The sequence below is a fragment of the Lysobacter antibioticus genome, from assembly GCF_000731095.1.
Taxonomy (GTDB): Bacteria; Pseudomonadota; Gammaproteobacteria; order Xanthomonadales; family Xanthomonadaceae; genus Lysobacter; species Lysobacter antibioticus_B.
This window is the reverse complement of record NZ_JMTZ01000062.1, coordinates 20,864-38,583: the sequence shown is the minus strand read 5'-3', so window position 1 is coordinate 38,583 and position 17,720 is coordinate 20,864. Positions and strand designations below refer to the sequence as shown.

Here is a 17,720-nt window from a genome sequence, read left to right as displayed (position 1 = left end):
TACTTTCTTTTGTCATAAGCAACAAAAGAAAGGTAACCAAAGAAAAATGCTTTTCTGTGAATCAAGGGCCCGCACGAGCGGTGCCTCCGCGGGGATTTTTCATACGGGACGTCCCTGTCTCGATGAAAAACGGCGCGCATCCCTGCGCGCCGCCCTCCGGGTCTTCCATTGCACTTCGCGAGTGCCGAGCGACGCACAGCTACAGCAAGCGCAAGAACAAGAACAAGAACAAGAACAACGACGCTACCAGGGTAGGAGCGCGGCGTCTGCAAGGCGCGTGGTCGCGACTTGCGTCGCTCCTACACCGCGATAGTTAACAGCTCCGATCAATCTCGAAGGCGCTCCGACGTCTGCGCATCCCGCGGTCGCGACTTACGTCGCTCCTACCGTCGATCTACACCGCACGACATACCTCGGCGGCGATTTCGAACGAACGCAAGCGCGCCGCATGGTCGTAGATGTTCGCGGTCAGCATCAATTCGTCCGGCCGGTGCCGTTCGATGAAGGCGGCGATGCCCTCGCGCACCTCACCGGCATCGCCGACCACGGCGCAGGCCAGGGCCTGGGCGACACCGGCTTTTTCGATCGGGGTCCAGAAGGTTTCGATGTCGTCGATCGGCGGCGGGATCAAACCCGGGCGGCCGCGGCGCAGGTTGACGAAGGCTTGTTGCTGGGTGGTGAACAAACGCTTGGCCGCGGCGCTGTCGTCGGCAGCGACTACGTTCAAGGCCAGCATCGCGTGCGGGCGCTGCAGCCGCGACGACGGCTGGAAGTCGCGGCGGTACAGGCTCAGGGCTTCGTCCATCGCATCCGGGGCGAAGTGCGAAGCGAAGGCGAACGGCAGACCCAGCGCGGCCGACAGGCGCGCGCTGAACAAACTCGATCCCAACAGCCACACCGGCACCTCAAGGCCGGCGCCGGGCACGGCGCGCACCGCTTGCCCGGGTTGCACCGGTTCGAAGTAATGCAGCAATTCACTGACGTCCTGCGGAAAGCTGTCGGCGCCGTCGTAATAGCGACGCAGCGCGCGCGCAGTCGCATGGTCGGTGCCGGGCGCGCGTCCCAGGCCGAGGTCGATGCGGTCCGGGTACAGCGAAGCCAAGGTGCCGAACTGTTCGGCGACCTGCAGCGGCGCGTGGTTCGGCAGCATGATGCCGCCGGCGCCCACTCGAATGGTCGAGGTGCCGCCGGCGATATGGCCGATCAGCACCGCAGTCGCGGCGCTGGCGATGCCCGGCATGTTGTGGTGTTCGGCGAGCCAATAGCGGTTATAGCCCAGGCGCTCGGCATGTCGGGCCAGGTCGAGGCTGTTGGCGAAGGCCTGGCGGGTGTCGCTGCCTTCGGTGACGGGCGCCAGGTCGAGTACGGAAAACGGCAGCATGCGGTCGCGCTCGGAACGTAGTTGCCTTCGATCTGGGGGCGATGCGGGGCGAATTCAGCGCTGCCCCGCTTGGATCGGACGCGATGCTGTGTTGCGTAGGCGACGCTGACATGGCGGTGACGACGTGTCGATGTCGGGGCGCTGGGCTTCGGCCCTCACTTCAACCCCACCCGGCCCGAACACAGAACGTTCCGGACGCTGCGAGCCTATCGCTCACAAGCGGCGCTCCCTCCCCACGTGCATGGAGAGGGGCCCGGAAAACCGACGAGGCGTTTGCAGCGATGGCTCAACGCCTATCGCTCATGCCTTCAGAACAGATCGAAGCGCAGCCCTTCGCGCTCGTTGTCCCAGACCGTGCAGAACACCCACCAGCGCCCCTGTTCGTGGCAGAGCTGGATGCTGTTGGCGCCGCGCTTGAGCACGGTCGTCGAGTCCGGCGTCGGCCGCGCCTCGTACTTGCTCCAGATATGGGCGATCTGGCCGAAGCGTTCGATCCGCTGGTCGGTCTCGACTTCGTGGAAGTCGTTGCCGGCGAAGAAGGCCTCGACGTCGGCGATGTAGCTGTCGACGTCGAACACCGCCGCGCGGGTCGTACCGTCGGCCTCGACCACGGTGCGCAGGCTCAGCGCGCGCGGGTGCTGCAGGTAACGGAAGCGCGCCCAGTCGCGCGGCGTGCCGGCCGGGCCGGAAATGCATTCGTAGACGGCCCGGACCAGGCGTCCGGCGTCCTGGGTGTCTGCATGCCAATGGGCGGGTACGGCGTCGGTGCGGTCGTTCATGGCGAGTCGGTTTCCTTGCGACGGGGACGAAGACGACGGCGCAGCGGCGCTCACCAGGGCACGGGCCAACCGGCGAGCGGTGCGATCAAGTAGTAGAGCCCTGCCAGGACCAGCAGCCACATCGCCGACTTCAGCAGGAAGCCGACCAGCTTGAAGGCCAGGTACAGCCCCAACGCCACCATCACGATCGCCACGATGTCCATGCCAGCTCCCACAGTGCAAAACGGCCCCGAGCTTAAGCGTTCGGGGACGAGGCGACCAAGTGCCGGGGGTACCGCCTGCGCGGGGTGGGTCCTTGGCCGCCGTCGCAAGCGGCGATACCCAAGGCGTTAAAAAATCCTTAGGATTCCGACGAACGGCAGGAACGTTTTTCTAACATTCCGGTCTAGGCCATCGATCGATCACGCAGTGCCGCGCGCAAGCGCCCGGCGCGGTCGGGAAAGGGACGAACACGGGGACCGGCCAGGCAACGGATCGCACTGGCCCGGCACTAGCCACAGCACCACGGATTGGAACACCCGCAATGCAAAACACCGACTCGCCGTCGCAACCGGCTCCCACCGCGGAGGCCGGCGACGCCGGCCGCGCCACACCCTGGGCGCGGGCTTCGCGCTCCCTGTTCGGCCAGGTCGACTGGGTCCCTCCGGCCTGGCTCGCGGCCGTGCTCGCCCGGGTGCGGCAACGCCCCAGGCTGTACCTGCGCAGCGTGCTCGGCCTGATCCTGGTCGGCACGCTCGGCTATTGGCTTGCCACCCGGCCCAAGCCGATCGTTCCCGGTGCGCTGGACGTCGAAGTCCACACCCCGGCACTGACCGACTACACGCGCGCGCCGGCCGAAGTCGACAGCCTGCGCCTGACCTTCTCCGACACGGCTGCACCCATCAAGCAAGTCGGCCTGGCGCCGGCCGGCGTGACCCTAAGCCCCGAACTCAAGGGCGCATGGCGCTGGGAAGACGACAAGACCCTGGTGTTCAAGCCCTCGGCCGACTGGCCGGTCAAGACCCGCTATACGGTCGAACTCGATCCCAAGCTCAGCCTCGCCCCCAAGGTGGTGCTGCAGGAGTATCAGTTCGAGTTCGAGACCGCGCCGTTCACCGCGCAGATCGCCAGCAGCGAGTTCTACCAGGACCCGCAAGACCCCGCGCTCAAGAAAGGCGTGTACGAACTCAAGTTCTCGCACCCGGTCGATGCCGCCCAGCTCGAACGCCGCATCGTCCTCAAGCTCGCCGACGGCGCCGGCACCGCGTTGGCGGCGCCGAAGTACACGGTCAACTACGACGAAAAGGGCCGGCTCAAAGCCTGGATCCATTCGCAGCCGCTGACCCTGCCGGAGAACGGCGGCAGCCTCAAGCTCGAACTCGCCGCCGGCATCGTCAGCACCCTGGGCGGCAGCGGCAGCGCCGAGGCGCTCAACGCCACCGTCGCCCTGCCCTCGCTGTACAGCGTCAACGTCACCGACGTCGCCGCCGCGCTGGTCGACAACGAGCGCTTCGAGCCCGAACAAGTGCTGGTGCTGAGCTTCAACAACGCCATGCGCGACAGCGAAGTCGCCGGCGCCGTGCGCGCCTGGCTGCTGCCGGTCAAGGACCCGCGCCGCCCCGCCGCGCAACAGAGCGGCGCCTACACTTGGAGCCGCGACGACGTCGACGAGGCGGTGCTCAAGCACGCCACGCCGCTGCCGCTGAGCGCGGTGCCGACCGAACGCGAATACGTCGAGACCCACAGCTTGAAGTTCCAGGCCCCGCCCGGCCGCCGTATCTATGTGCGCGTCGACAAGGGCCTGAAGGCCTTCGGCGGTTTCATGCTCGGCGCGCCCCACACCACGGTCGCCACCGTGCCCGACTACCCGAAACTGTTGCGCTTCGTCGGCGAAGGCGCGTTGCTGTCGCTGCGCGGCGAGCGCCGGATCAGCCTGGTCTCGCGCAACGTCGCCGGCGCGCGTCTGGAAATCGCTCGCGTGCTGCCTGAGCAAATCCAGCACCTGGTCTTCAACAACGAAGGCAGCTACGCCAAACCCAGCTTCTACAACCTGTCCGCCGACAGCCTGGTCGAGCGCGAGGAAAAACGCCTGACCCTGCCGGCCGAAAATCCGGCCAAGGCCCATTACGAAGGCGTCGACCTCGGCCAATACCTCAAGCCCGGCCGCCGCGGCGTGTTCCTGCTGAGCCTGCGCACGCTCGACGAAGACGACAAGAAACGCAGCGCCGAGGAAACCCTGGCCGACGATGCCGGCAGCGAAGAGGACAGCCGCCTGGTGGTGCTCACCGACCTGGGCATGGCGGTCAAGCAGGCACTCGACGGCCGCCGCGACGTGTTCGTGCAATCGCTGTCGAACGGCGCGCCGGTCGCCGGCGCGCGCGTGCGCGCGGTCGCCCGCAACGGCGAAACCCTGGTCGAAGCCGAGACCGACGCCAGCGGCCGCGCCCAGTTGCCCTCGCTGAAAGGCTTCAAGCGCGAGAAGCAGCCGACCATGCTGACCGTGAGCCAGGGCGAGGATTATTCGTTCCTGCCGATCGGCGACCACGACCGCACCCTGGACTATTCGCGTTTCGACATCGGCGGCGAGCCCAACGACCTGGAGGCCGGCGCACTCAACGCCTTCCTGTTCTCCGACCGCGGCCTGTACCGGCCCGGCGACACCGTCAACATCGGCATGATCGTGCGCGCCGCCGACTGGAAGCGCGCCCTGACCGGTCTGCCGCTGGAATGGGAGTTCACCGATCCGCGCGGCACCGTCGCCAAGCGCGAGCGACTCAAGCTCAGCGCCAGCGGTTTCGAGAGCGCCAGCTTCACCCCGAGCGACAGCGCGCCGAGCGGTACCTGGCAGGTGCAGTTGTTCCTGCTCGGCCGCGACGACAAGCGCACCACCATCGGCTCGACCTCGGTGCAGGTGCGCGAGTTCGCCCCCGACACCATGCGGGTCAAGGCCAAGCTGTCGGCGGAGAACCCCAATGGCTGGATCAAGCCCGAACAGCTCGCCGCCCAGGTCGATGCCGAGAACCTGTTCGGCACGCCCGCGCAGCAGCGCCGCGTCGAAGGCACGATGGTGCTGCGCCCGGCCTTCCCGAGCTTCCCGGCCTATCCGGGCTATCAGTTCTTCGACCCGCAACGCGCCAAGGAAGGCTACGACGAATCGCTCAGCGACCAGACCACCAACGCCGAAGGTCGGGCCGAGTTCAAGCTCGATCTGACCAAGTACGAGCGTGCGACCTATCAGCTGAGCTTCCTCGCCCGGGCCTTCGAACCCGGCAGCGGCCGCAACGTCGCCGCCCAGACCAGCGCCCTGGTGTCGAGCAACGATCACCTGGTCGGCATCAAGTCGCAGGACGACCTGAACTACATCCAGCGCGGCGCCAAGCGCGCCTTGCAATTGCTGGCCATCGGCCAGGACGGCAAGCCGAAGACGGTCGCCGGCCTGCGCGCGGTGGTGGTCGAGAAACGCTACGTATCGGTGCTGACCAAGCAGGATTCGGGGCTGTACCGCTACGTTTCGCACGAACGCCGCTTCGACCGCCGCGACCAGGCCTTGGCCCTGGCCGGCGGCCGCGAGAACGTGTCGCTGACCACCGACCAACCCGGCGACTTCGTGCTTGAGGTGCGCGCCGCCGACGGCAAGGTGCTCAACCAGATCGGCTACCAGATCGCCGGCGCCGCCAACCTGTCGCGTTCGCTCGAACGCAATGCCGAGCTGAGCCTCAATCTGTCCAAGCCCAGCTACAAGCCCGGCGAGACCATTGAGATCAGCGTGCGCGCGCCCTACGCCGGCAGCGGCCTGATCACGCTGGAGCGCGATCGCGTCTACGCCCACGCCTGGTTCCGCGCCGACAGCAACGCCAGCGTGCAGAAGATCGTCGTGCCCGCCGATTTCGAGGGCAACGGCTACGTCAACGTGCAGTTCCTGCGCGACCCGAACTCGGACGAGATCTATATGAGTCCGCTGTCCTACGGCGTGGCGCCGTTCGCGGTCGACCGCAGCGCGCGCACCCAGCCGATCAAGGTCAGCCTGCCGCGGGTGACCAAGCCCGGCACGCCGATGACCGCCGACGTGGTCACCCAAGGCAAGGCGCGGGTGGTCCTGTTCGCGGTCGACGAAGGCATCCTGCAGGTCGCGCGCTACCGCGTCGGCGACCCGCTCGATCATTTCTTCCGCAAGAAGATGCTGCAGGTCGACACCGCCCAGATCCTCGACCTGCTGCTGCCGGAGTTCAGCCGCATCGCCGGCCAGGCCGCGCCGGGCGGCGACGGCGAAGGCGGCATGGCCAAGCACCTCAATCCGTTCAAGCGCAAATCCGAGAAACCCGCGGTGTGGTGGTCGGGCATCGTCGATGTCGACGGCCAACACCAGTTCAAGTTCACCCTGCCCGATCATTTCAACGGCCAGGTGCGGGTGGTCGCGGTGGCGGTGACGCCAGAGCGGGTCGGCGTGTTCCAGACCGAAGCGCTGGTGCGCGGCGATTTCGTGTTGACGCCGACGGTGCCGACGCACGTCGCGCCCGGCGACGAGTTCGACCTGCCGGTCGGCGTCGCCAACACCATCGAAGGCGCCAAGGCGGCAGCCAAGGTCGCCGTGAATCTGCAACTGCCGCCGTCGCTGACCCTGGTCGGCGCGGCGCCGGCGCCGGTGTCGATCGCCCCGCGCGGCGAAACCACGGTGCGCTTCCGGGTTCGCGCCGGGCAGGCGCTGGGTGCAGTGCCGGTCGCGATCCAGGCGAGCTCGGGTGCGTTCAAGGCGCAGCGGCGCATCGAGCTGTCCTTGCGTCCGGCCGTGGTCGCACGCCAGGACCTGATCGCCGGGCGCGCCACCCAGCGCACCGTCATCCAACCCTTGCGCAGGATGTACGACCAGCGCGCGACCCGGCAGCTGTCGGCCTCGGTCTCGCCCTTGGTCGCGCTCGACGGGCTCACCGCCTATCTGAGCGATTACCCGCACCAGTGCACCGAACAACTGCTGAGCGGCGCCTTCCCGGCGTTGGTGCTGCAATCGCACCCCGAGCTCGGCAAGGTGGTCGGCCCGGGTGCGGGCCAGCCGAAGCAGAACATCGTCGACGTGTTGCGTTCGCGCCAGAACAGCGAAGGCGGCCTGGGTTTGTGGACGGCGACGCCGCAGGCCGATGCCTTCGTCACCGCCTATGCCGCCCTGTACCTGATCGAAGCGCGCGAACGCGGCCAGCCGATCCCCGAGGATCTGCTCAAATCGCTCAACGGCTATCTGGAGTCATTGGCCGCCGACCGCTCCGGCAACGACCTGGCGACACTGCGCAGCCGCGCCTTCGCGGTGTATCTGCTCGTCCGCCAAGGCCGCACCGCCAGCAATCTGCTCAGTTCGGTGCACGAGCAGATCAAGCGCGACCAGCCCAAGACCTGGGAAAACGACAGCGCCGGCCTGTTGATCGCGGCGAGCTATCAGCTGTTGCAGCAGGACAAGGCGGCGCGTCCGCTGGCGGTTAAAGCTTTCACCCGCGCCAACCGCAGCGCCGGCGCCGCGCCGGGCCCCTACGCGTATTACTACGACGGCGGCATCGACCAGGCCTGGACCGTATACCTGCTCAATCGTCACTTTGGCGCGCTGGCCAAGGACCAGCTCAAGCCGGTGGCGTTGGAACGCTTGCTCGACCCGCTGCGCAACAACAGCTACAACACGCTGTCCTCGGCGCTGACCGTGCTGGCGATGGACGCCTACGCCAACGCGCAACCGGCGCAGGCGACACCGGCGCTGGAAGCGGCCGGCAAGGACGGCAAGTCGCGACGCATCGGCAGCAGCCAGGGCTTGATCGCCCGCGGCGCCTTCACCGGCGGCGACCTGCGCCTGTGGGTGGCGCCGGCCGGCCCGGTCCCGGCCTGGTACCTGGTCAACCAAAGCGGTTACGACCGCGCCGCACCGAAGGCGGTGCAGGATCGCGGCCTGGAAGTGGTCCGCGATTATCTCGACGCCGCCGGCAAGCCGATCACCGCGCTCAAGCAGGGTCAGGAAATCACCGTGCGCCTGCGCGTGCGTGCGCTCGGTGCGCCGGCCCGCGGCAACATCGCCATCGTCGACTTGTTGCCGGGCGGTTTCGAACCGGTGATGCAGTACGCGGCCGCGTCGGTGACCGACGAAGCGGCATCGAGCGACGAGGGTTCGGAAGGCTGCGAGGAGGAATGCGAAGACGGCGGCGAAGAAGACGGCCAGCCTTCGCGCGACGGCGGCGAGCAGAACGCGGCGCCGCAGCAGACCCTCGCCCTGCCCGGCTCGAGCTTCCTGCCCGACCACGTCGAACAACGCGAAGACCGCATCGTGCTGTACGGCGGCGTCGGCTCGGAGGTCGTCGAGTTCCGCTACAGCGTGCGCGCCAACAACACCGGCAAATTCATCGTGCCGCCGGTATACGCCGAGTCGATGTACGAACGCTCGGTGTATGCGCAGGGCGGCCCCGCCGGTCAGCTGCAGGTCGACGCGCCCAAGCCATGAGGGGTTCGTCGGGCGAGGCAGGGAAGATGCGCCAGTGGGGCGAGACGGGATACGTGCGACTACGAGGCGACACAGGAAGCATCCGACGGCAGTGGTGGATTGCACTGCTGAGCCTCACCGTCGCCGTTACGGTGCTGGTCGCGGTCCGCTATTCGCCGCGCCCCTCGCTGTCGGAATCGGTGCCGCTGTCGACGGTGGTCCGCGATCGCGAGGGTCGGCTGTTACGGCTGACCCTCGCCAGCGACCAGCGTTACCGGCTATGGGTGCCGTTGTCGGAGATCTCGCCGTCGCTGGTCGAGGCGGTGATGCTGCAGGAAGACGCCTGGTTCCGCTGGCATGCCGGCGTGAACCCGGTCAGCCTGGTGCGCGGGGCCTGGTCGACCTACGCCAGCGGCGAGGCGCGCATCGGCGGCTCGACCCTGACCATGCAGCTCGCGCGCCTGCGCTGGCGTCTGCAGACCCGCGACGTGCGCGGCAAGCTGGTGCAGATCGCGCGCGCCTTGCAGTTGGAGCTGTGTTACTCGAAAGACGAGATCCTCGAGGCCTATCTCAACCTCGCCCCGTACGGCGGCAACATCGAAGGCGTCGGCGCGGCGAGCCTGATCTATTACCGCAAACCCTCCGATCGCCTGACCCTGCCCGAAGCGCTGGCCCTGGCGGTGTTGCCGCAGGCGCCGTCGCGGCGCGGCCGACTGACCGCCCGCGACGACGACGCCTTCTACATCGGCAGCGGCCTGGAAGCGGCGCGCGCGCGCCTGTACGCGCGTTGGCGCGAACGCCATCCCGAGGACGCCGCCGAAGACGCGCTGCTGAAATTGCCGTTGCGCCTGCACAGCGCGCGCGAGCTGCCGTTCCGCGCCCCGCACCTGGTCGACCGCGTGCTCGCCGAACGCGCCTGGCACCCGCACGACGGCCCCGAGCTCAAGACCACGCTCGACGCCCGCCTGCAACGCCTGCTCGAAGAACGCGTGCGCAATCATCTGCAACGCGAACGCAGCCGCGGCCTGCGCAACGCCAGTGCGATCCTGATCGACACCCGCGATATGGGCGTGCGCGCCCTGGTCGGTTCGGCGGACTACTTCGACGCCGGCATCCAGGGTCAGGTCAACGGCGCCGATGCCAAGCGCTCGCCCGGCTCCACCCTCAAACCCTTCATCTACGCGCTCGCCCTCGACCAGGGCGTGCTGCATCCGGCCAGCGTATTGCGCGACGTACCGAGCGCGTTCGGCCCGTACACGCCGGAGAATTTCGACGGCCGTTTCATGGGGCCCGTCACCGCCACCGAGGCGCTGGTGCGCAGCCGCAACATCCCCGCGGTCGGCGTCGCCGCCCAGCTCAAGCAGCCGAGTTTCTACGACTTCCTGCGTCGCGCCGGCGTGCGCGATCTCGCCAGCCAGAACCACTACGGCCTCGCCCTGGTGCTCGGCGGCGGCGAGGTGACGATGGAAGAGCTCGCGCGCATGTACGCGATGCTCGGCAACGACGGCCGCCTGCGCGCGCTGCGCTGGCGCGACAGCGATCCGCAGGAGGAAGGCGCGCGCCTGCTCAGCGCCGAGGCCGCCTTCGTCACCCGCGACATGCTGCGCCAGAATCCGCGCCCCGACGCCGGCTCGCAATCGGCCTCGCGCCCCCTGCCGGTGGCGTGGAAAACCGGCACCTCGTGGGCCTTCCGCGACGCCTGGAGCGCCGGCCTGGTCGGCCCCTACGTGCTGGTGGTCTGGCTCGGCAATTTCGACGGCTCCAGCAATCCGGCCCTGGTCGGCGTCGAGGCCGCGGCGCCGCTGTTCTTCGACATCGTCGACGGTCTGCAGGCGGCGCGGGTCGATCTGGGCGAGCCGGTGCGGCAATGGCCCTTGAACCTCAAGCGCGTGGAAATCTGCCGCGCCAGCGGCGACCTGCCGAACGCCTGGTGCCCGCAGCGCGGCATGACCTGGTTCATCCCCGGCAAATCGCCGATCCGGATCAGCACCGTGCACCGCGCCATCGCCATCGACATCGCCAGCGGCCGCCCGGCCTGCGGGCCGTTCGATCCGCGCAGCATGCGCAACGAGGTGTTCGAGTTCTGGCCGTCCGACCTGGCGCGGGTGTTCGTGCAGGCCGGTATTCCGCGCCGGCGCCCGCCGCCGGGGCACGACTGCGCCGGCTCGCAAGACTGGCTGGGCTCGCCGCCGAGCATCACCTCGCCCTATCGCGCCACCCGCTACACGATGCGGCTGTCGCATCCCGAGCAGGTCGCCTTGAACCTGGCCGCGACCGTCGACGCCGACGTCACCCGACTGTACTGGTTCGTCGGCAACACCTTCCTCGGCAGCGCCGAACCCGGCACCGCCCTGGCCTGGACGCCGGACCGCACCGGGCACTTCCGCTTGTCGGTGGTCGACGATCACGGCCGCAGCGACGAACGCGAGGTCGAAGTCGCGGTGGTGCAATGAGGCGGTCCTTGCGGCGACGCTGAACCCCGCCTCGCCCGGCCGCCGCGAAGGCTTTGGAAAAGCGCCGGCGGCGCTTATGGTGAGCGCGTCCATCGCGCAGGAAACCTCCATGTCGCGCCATCGCTTCCGTCCGCATTCGTTCGCCATCCCGTCGCGCCGGCTCGTCGCCCTCGCTGTCGCCGCGTTCGCTCTTAGCGCCGGCGGACTCGTAGCCGCGAGCGCTCATGCATCGCCCGCGCCGGCCGAGTATCCCGACGACATCGACAAGGTCCGCGGCTGCTGGATCCAACGCGTCGAACCCGATGGCCCCGCCACCTTGTTCCTACGCCTGCTGCCCGAGCCCGAGCGCAAGGATTGGCTGGTCGGCGCATTACAGCGCGCCGACGGCGACGACCCCGACCGCCGCCTGCGCCTGCAGTTCGCGCGCAGCGGCCAGGGCGCGGTGCTCGGCCCGAATACGCCGAGCGGCGATGCGCCGGCGCCAACCGACACCCAACCGGCGCCACTCAAGACTCTCAAGGCCATCCGCCCAGTGCGATCTGGTCTGGTGCATCTGCCGAAGACGCAGATGGAGTACTGGCGCATGGCGGGCCTGTCCCCTCCTCCCACCGGCGCGCCCGAGCAGACCAGCGTCATCTTCTACCACCACGACAAGACATTCTTGCGCGTGGAGGTCTCGCCCGAGCATCTCAAGCTGAGCATCGGCGGCACGCATCCGCACACCAGCAAAATGCCCGAAAAAGTGCTGTTCGACGGCCGCCGCGACGGTTGCGACTGAGGCATGCAGCCGCTCCGGCTGCGTATCACCTCGCCGCGGTGACGCGCCAGACGATGTTGCCCACATCGTCGGTGACCAACAAGGCGCCGTGCTTGTCCAGGCGCACGTCGACCGGCCGGCCTTGCGCGTTTTCTGCCGTGTCGAGGAAGCCGGTCAATACATCGACCGGCTGACCGTCCGGCTGGCCGTTGTCGAAAGCGACGTAGATCACCTTGTAGCCACTCTTGGGCTTGCGGTTCCAGGAGCCGTGCTGGCCGACGAACAGACCGTTCGCGAACTGCGCCGGCAGACTCGTGCCCTGCGAGAAAGCGATGCCGAGCGAGGCCGTATGCGGCCCGAGCGCGTAATCCGGCACCAACGCCTTGGCGACCAGTTCGGGTTTCTGCGGTTTCACCCTCACGTCGACGTGCTGGCCGTAATAGCTGTAGGGCCAGCCGTAGAAACCGCCGTCGCGCACCGAGGTGATGTAGTCCGGCACGAGGTCGCTGCCGATCTCGTCGCGTTCGTTGACTGCCGTCCACAGCGCGCCCGTCGTGGGCTCCCAAGCCAGGCCGTTGGGATTGCGCAGGCCGGTCGCGAACAAACGCTTCTTGCCGCTGGCGCGGTCGAGTTCCCAGATCGCAGCGCGGCCCTCCTCCATGGCCATGCCGTTCTCGCCGACGTTGCTGTTGGAACCGACGGTGACGTAGAGCTTGCTGCCGTCGGCGCTGGCGATGAGGTTCTTGGTCCAGTGGTGATTGATGCCGGCCGGCAGGTCGGTGATCTTGACCCCCGCCTGAGCGATCGAGGTCTCGCCTTCGCGATACGGGAAACGCAGCACCGCATCGGCATTGGCGACGTAGAAATCGTTGCCGACCAGGGCCATGCCGAACGGCGAATGCAGGCCTTGCAGGAACACACTGCGGAACTCGGCGACGCCGTCGCCGTCGGCGTCGCGCAACAGGCTGATGCGGTCGGCGCTGGGCACCGCCGCGCCGGCGCGCTTCATCATCCGGCCCGCGATCCAGGCCTTGATGCCCGAAGCCTTCTTGTCCGATGCCGGCGCATTGCTTTCGGCGACCAAGACATCGCCGTTCGGCAGCACATGCAGCCAGCGCGGATGATCCAGGCTGTCGGCGAACGCCGTCACCGCCAGACCCGCGGCCGGGACCGGCTTGCCCCCGGACGGCCAGCCCACCGCCGGCGCGATGTTGACGGTCGGCAGCAGGGTCTTGTTCGGTACCGGCAAGGTCGGCCGCTGGCCGGTGCCGTCGGCCACCTGCAGGGTCGCGGTCTCGCCGCAAGCGGTCAGGATCAATATCGACAGTATCGGCGCAACGACTTTCGATGCTGAGGCCATGTCGTTCTCCTGTAGTCGCCTGACATCGGCTGGAGCATGCCTCGACCGTGATCAAGGCAATGAGAACCCGATCGCTCCGCGGCTGGCCGCCCTCACCCCAACCCCTCTCCCGCAGTTTCAGGATTCGACTCTTTCCGCGACAGAGGGTTGTTTCCTTCTCCCGCTTGCGGGAGAAGGTGCCCGAAGGGCGGATGAGGGTCGTTCCCGCTTGCGGGAGAAGGTGCCCGAAGGACGAATGAGGGTCGTTCCCGCTTGTGGGAGAAGGTGCCCGAAGGACGGATGAGGGTCGTGCCGGAAGCCCAATGAAGAAGGCCCTGCATCGCAGGAGACGGTGATGCAGGGCCTTAAGTGACGCAACGGGCACGGTCCCTTGCGCCACAAGCTCCCGCCGTCATCCCCGCGAAGGCGGGGATCCAGGGCTGTATCGCGGCACGACTCCGAAGTCTCCGGATCCCCGCCTGCGCGGGGTTGACCAACTACGAATCACCGCGACTGCCCGGCAGAGCCCGCACCGATGCTCGTATGCCACGACGCACCTGCGCATCCATCGCTAGCGCGGACACTGTTGCTCGCAAGGTTCTCCGTCGCCATCGCCGTCCATTTTCGTATCGGGACAATGGCGAAGAAAATACTCGGCCTCGGCGCACGAACTCATCTGCGAACAATGCTGACGGCCATCGCAAACGAAACCCTGCGACGACTGCGTCGACGACCGTACCGACGCAGGCCCGGATGAGGATGCCGAGTCCGGCGCGGGGGCCACCACCGATTCCCGTAGCGACGCGGCCGGCGATGCGGATGCCGCCGGGCGTATGGGCTCGATGCCATCCGGATGCGGCGGCGTCGAGCGGCTGTAGACGTATCCGCCGACCGCGACGATGGCCGCGATCGCCAGGGCCACGATACCGATCCCGCTTCGCGCAGGAGCGCCCGAATCGCGACGTCGCGCCGATGCCGTCCGCCTGCCCTCGCCTGCCCGCATGACCCGGACGGCCTCGCGCTTGCCGTCGCTCTTAGTACGAACCTCGAAGGAAACCAATTCGTTGAGTGCAGGCCTGACGCCGCGGCGGTTGAACTCGGAGATATGCACGAACAGCTCGTCGCCGCCCTGGGCCGGGGCGATGAATCCGAACCCCCGCTCATCGTTCCATTTGATCAAGGTGCCGTGAGTTCGCATGCCGGTCCCTGGGCCGATGCCTGAGCGAAGCATCCGGCCCCTCAGCGTCCGGATCAAGGCCTCTCGTCCGTGGTCGTTGCGCAGAGCTCACGGCGGCGAACTCCATTGCCTGCCGACCCGTCCGCCGACGTGCCTCCTGCATCGCTTACGGCATCAGGGCCCCTACCGAGCGGTTCGCCCCGCCTCGGGACAAACGCCGTGGTCACACAGACAGCCGCGGCGGCAGCGCCCCAAGCCCGCCCCGCGATTACGGCGCCTCGTTCCGATATGTCCGGATTGCTGCAGCGTTTATCGCCGATTGCGGCGCGCGTAGCTTGCGCGGACCTTCCCCGTTTCGGAACCGCCATGCCTCTGCACCCACAAGCCCGCGCCATGATCGATGCCTATGCCGATGGCCCGGCACTCGACTTCGAGCGCCTCGAGGCCGCCCGACTGCGCGCCGATTTCGTCTTGCCCGCTCCGTCCGCGCCGCCGCGCGCCGACGTACGGATCGAGGAGCATGCGATCACGGGCCCCAGCGGCTCCATCCCGGTACGTCTGTACCGCCCTGAGCGCGTGGCGTCCGATCCGCCGCGATGGCCGATGACCTTATACCTGCACGGTGGCGGCTTCGTCCTCGGCAGCCCCGACACCACCGACGGCCTGTGCCGCACCTTGGCCGCGTTGGCGCGCACCCTGGTGATCTCGGTCGACTACCGTCTCGCTCCCGAGGCGCCGTTTCCGGCCGGGCTCGACGACGCTCATGCCGCCTTGCTGTGGGCGTATGGTCAGGCGGCCGCGATCGGCGGCGACGACGAACGCATCGCCGTCGCCGGCGACAGCTCCGGCGGCAATTTCGCCGCCGCGCTCGCGCAGCGTGCCTCGCGCGACGGGCTGCGTTTGCGCCATCAGTTGTTGTTGTATCCGGTGCTCGACACCGCTTGCGACCGGCCGTCCTATCGCGAGTTCGCCGAAGGCTATTTCCTCAGCGCGCCGATGATGCATTGGTACTGGCGCCAGTACCTTGCCGATGCCGACCCGGCCGATCCGCGTGCCTCGCCACTGCGTTCGCAGGATCTGCGCGGTCTCGCCGACGCGACCGTATTCAGCGCCGAGTACGACGTGCTGCGCGACGAGGCCGAGGCCTATGCGCAGGCGCTGTCCGAGGCCGGCGTGCCCACGCGCCTGCAGCGCTGGGACGGGCAGATCCACGGCTTCCTGTTGCAGCAAGGCAAGAACGACGACGCCGATGCGGCCCTGGAGCAAGCCGCGGCGGCCTTGCGCGCCGCGTTCGCCTGAGGACGGCGCCGGCCCTGCGCAATCCGGCCGCGCAATGAAGAAGGCCCTGCATCGCGGGACACAGCGATGCAGGGCCTTAAGTGACGCAATGGGCACGGTCCCTATGCGCCACAAGCTGCCGCCGGCATCCTGGAGACATGCAGGCGGGGACGACCGGGTACCCAGTCCTAGCTAACAACGAGACAGGATCGCCGCCCCCCTACCTCGCCCGGCCAGGAAAACACTGCCGGTCGTCGGATCGCGACCCACTCCCGCTTTACCTGGAGCGTCGCACAGGCTTGGTAGGCCATGACGGCTGCGTGCGGCGTCCGTGGCTCCGATGACGTCGTCGCTTCGCTCAACCCTCGCGCTTGCCCGCGGCCGGGCCGGCCTTGACCGGGGCGCCCTTCGCCGCAGGCGCAGGGGCAGGCGGAGCCGTGTCCTTTTCCGCGGCGGCCACCGGCGCCAGGCGCAGGTCCTGGAAGTCGAAGCTGAAGTCGGTCAGCGGCGAGATCGCCTCCATCCGCACTTCGCGCACCTTGCCGTCGGGGGTCAGGGCGAAGTTGACGAAGGCATCGGCGTTGAGCCAACGCTGATTCCAGCGGACGATGAAGGTGTCGTGCTGCCAGTGGCTGAGTTCGCCGACCAGATCCTTGCTGCGGCCGAAGCGCAGCCGCCATTGGCCGTTGCCGGCCGCTTCGACGAAGACGTCGCCGTACCACGGGTCGCGATAGGTGCCGGCATAGGCCTGCAACGGCAGCGACGGCTTCGAGTTCGCATCGCGCGCGGCGACGTGCTTGCTCCAGTCGTCGTCGGCCTTGCTGCGGCTCTTGGCCAGGGCCGCGGCATAGGCCGCGTTCCAGTCGGTCTTGCCCGCGCCCAGGTAGGCATCGAGCGCGCGCATGGTCACCGCCTGGAAGGCGCCGCCGAGTTCGGCGTTGGTCAGCACCACCACTCCGAGTTTTTGCTCCGGCACCAGGGTCACCCGCGAGACCATGCCGGGCCAGCCGCCGGTATGCCAGACCAACTTGCGCCCGCGGTAATCGGTCAACTGCCAGCCTTCGCCGTAACCGGCGAAATTCGGCTTCGCCGGCGCCAGTTCCGGCACCGAGGGTTCGGCGATCGGCATCGGCGTGACCACCGACCACATCGCCTGCTGGCGCTTGGCGCTGAACAAGCGACGCTCCTGGTCGCCGTCGCGCCCGTAGACCCCGCCGTCGAGCTGCACGCGCATCCACTTGCTCATGTCGTGCACGCTCGAGTACAGGCCTCCGGCGCCGGCGACATTGGCCCAGGTCATGCGCGGCGCGGTCTGCAGATCCTTGAAATCGGCCTTGGAATGGCCGCTGGCGACCGCGTCGCCGCTGCGCAGGGCGTCGCTGTTGTAGCGCGTCTCGTCCATGCCGAGCGGGGCGAAGATGCGCTGGGCAAGGAAGTCGCGATAGCTCTGGCCGCTGACCTTCTCGATCACCAGTTGGGCGACGCCGTAGAGGATGTTGTCGTAGGCGTACTGGCCGCGGAAGCCGCCGCTAAGAGGCACTTCGGCAAGACGGCGGGCGACTTCCTCGTTGCTGTAGTCGGTGCCCGGCCAATACAGCAGGTCGCCGGCGCCGAGGCCCAGGCCGCTGCGGTGGGCGAGCAGATCGCGCAGGCGCATCTCGCGGGTCACGTAGGGGTCGGCCATGCGGAACCAGGGCAAGCGGTCGATCACCCGGTCGTCGAGGCTGAGCTTGCCTTCGTCGGCGAGCATCGACAGCGCGGCGGCGGTGAAGGCCTTGGTATTGGAGGCGATGGCGAACAGGGTGTGGGCGTCGACCGGCTCGGGCTTGCCGATCTCGCGCAGACCGTAGCCGCGTTCGAGCACGACCTGGCCGTCCTTGACGATCGCCACCGCGATGCCGGGCACCTCGAACTGCTTGCGCACCGCTTCGACGTAGGCGTCGAAATCCTGCAACTGCTCGGGCAGCGCCGGCGCCGCGGCCGCGGCCGCCGCTTCGGGCGCCTGCGCGGCCGCACCGGCGGCGCTCACGCACAACAGCAGACCGGCGCCGTGCGCCTTCCAGTCGTTGGCTCGCATCGTTGTCCTTCCCGGAAAAACGCCCACTCTCGGCGATCGTCGCGGCGGGCGC

Annotated in this window: 10 protein-coding genes; 4 read left to right on the top strand and 6 right to left on the bottom strand. The window is 68.1% G+C overall.

Annotation, left to right across the window (positions count from 1 at the left end):
- Positions 1 to 394 precede the first annotated feature (394 nt).
- From EX88_RS0117070 to EX88_RS26570, 3 genes are all read right to left on the bottom strand, one after another.
- The gene (locus tag EX88_RS0117070) at positions 395 to 1,381 is read right to left on the bottom strand and encodes an LLM class flavin-dependent oxidoreductase (RefSeq protein ID WP_031373203.1); all 987 of its coding nucleotides are present in this window, start codon (positions 1,379 to 1,381) and stop codon (positions 395 to 397) included.
- Positions 1,382 to 1,689: 308 nt separating this feature from the next.
- Complete coding sequence (locus EX88_RS23895) at positions 1,690 to 2,160, bottom strand: hypothetical protein (protein ID WP_051885236.1); 471 nt, start codon at positions 2,158 to 2,160, stop codon at positions 1,690 to 1,692.
- Between the two features lie 50 nt (positions 2,161 to 2,210).
- Positions 2,211 to 2,363 carry a hypothetical protein gene (locus EX88_RS26570; RefSeq protein ID WP_161786141.1) on the bottom strand — a complete coding sequence of 51 codons (153 nt, stop codon included), beginning with the start codon at positions 2,361 to 2,363 and terminating at the stop codon, positions 2,211 to 2,213.
- Between the two features lie 320 nt (positions 2,364 to 2,683).
- On the opposite strand from EX88_RS26570, the gene EX88_RS0117055 reads away from it, so the two are divergent.
- The 3 genes from EX88_RS0117055 (at position 2,684) to EX88_RS0117045 (ending at position 11,818) form a co-directional block, all read left to right on the top strand.
- Positions 2,684 to 8,608 carry an alpha-2-macroglobulin gene (locus EX88_RS0117055; RefSeq protein WP_051885235.1) on the top strand — a complete coding sequence of 1,975 codons (5,925 nt, stop codon included), beginning with the start codon at positions 2,684 to 2,686 and terminating at the stop codon, positions 8,606 to 8,608.
- 53 nt (positions 8,609 to 8,661) lie between these two features.
- A complete protein-coding gene (gene pbpC / locus EX88_RS0117050; protein WP_051885238.1) occupies positions 8,662 to 11,040 on the top strand; it encodes a penicillin-binding protein 1C in 2,379 nt (792 codons plus the stop codon).
- A 109-nt stretch (positions 11,041 to 11,149) separates the two neighbouring features.
- On the top strand, positions 11,150 to 11,818 hold the full coding sequence (locus EX88_RS0117045; RefSeq protein WP_152566324.1) for a hypothetical protein: 669 nt from the start codon (positions 11,150 to 11,152) through the stop codon (positions 11,816 to 11,818).
- 25 nt (positions 11,819 to 11,843) lie between these two features.
- On the opposite strand, the gene EX88_RS0117040 is transcribed toward EX88_RS0117045, so the two are convergent.
- A complete protein-coding gene (locus EX88_RS0117040) occupies positions 11,844 to 13,157 on the bottom strand; it encodes a PQQ-dependent sugar dehydrogenase (RefSeq protein WP_031373198.1) in 1,314 nt (437 codons plus the stop codon).
- 550 nt (positions 13,158 to 13,707) lie between these two features.
- Positions 13,708 to 14,334: a cold shock domain-containing protein gene (locus EX88_RS0117035; protein ID WP_031373197.1), complete on the bottom strand. Its 627-nt coding sequence runs from the start codon at positions 14,332 to 14,334 to the stop codon at positions 13,708 to 13,710.
- Between the two features lie 345 nt (positions 14,335 to 14,679).
- Between EX88_RS0117035 and EX88_RS0117030 the strand changes: the two genes are divergently transcribed.
- Positions 14,680 to 15,612, top strand: a complete 933-nt coding sequence (locus tag EX88_RS0117030; RefSeq protein ID WP_031373196.1) for an alpha/beta hydrolase — start codon at positions 14,680 to 14,682, stop codon at positions 15,610 to 15,612.
- A gap of 337 nt (positions 15,613 to 15,949) precedes the next feature.
- Here the strand turns inward: EX88_RS0117030 and EX88_RS0117025 are convergent, their stop codons facing one another.
- Positions 15,950 to 17,668: a serine hydrolase gene (locus EX88_RS0117025; protein WP_081931130.1), complete on the bottom strand. Its 1,719-nt coding sequence runs from the start codon at positions 17,666 to 17,668 to the stop codon at positions 15,950 to 15,952.
- Positions 17,669 to 17,720: the final 52 nt, after the last annotated feature.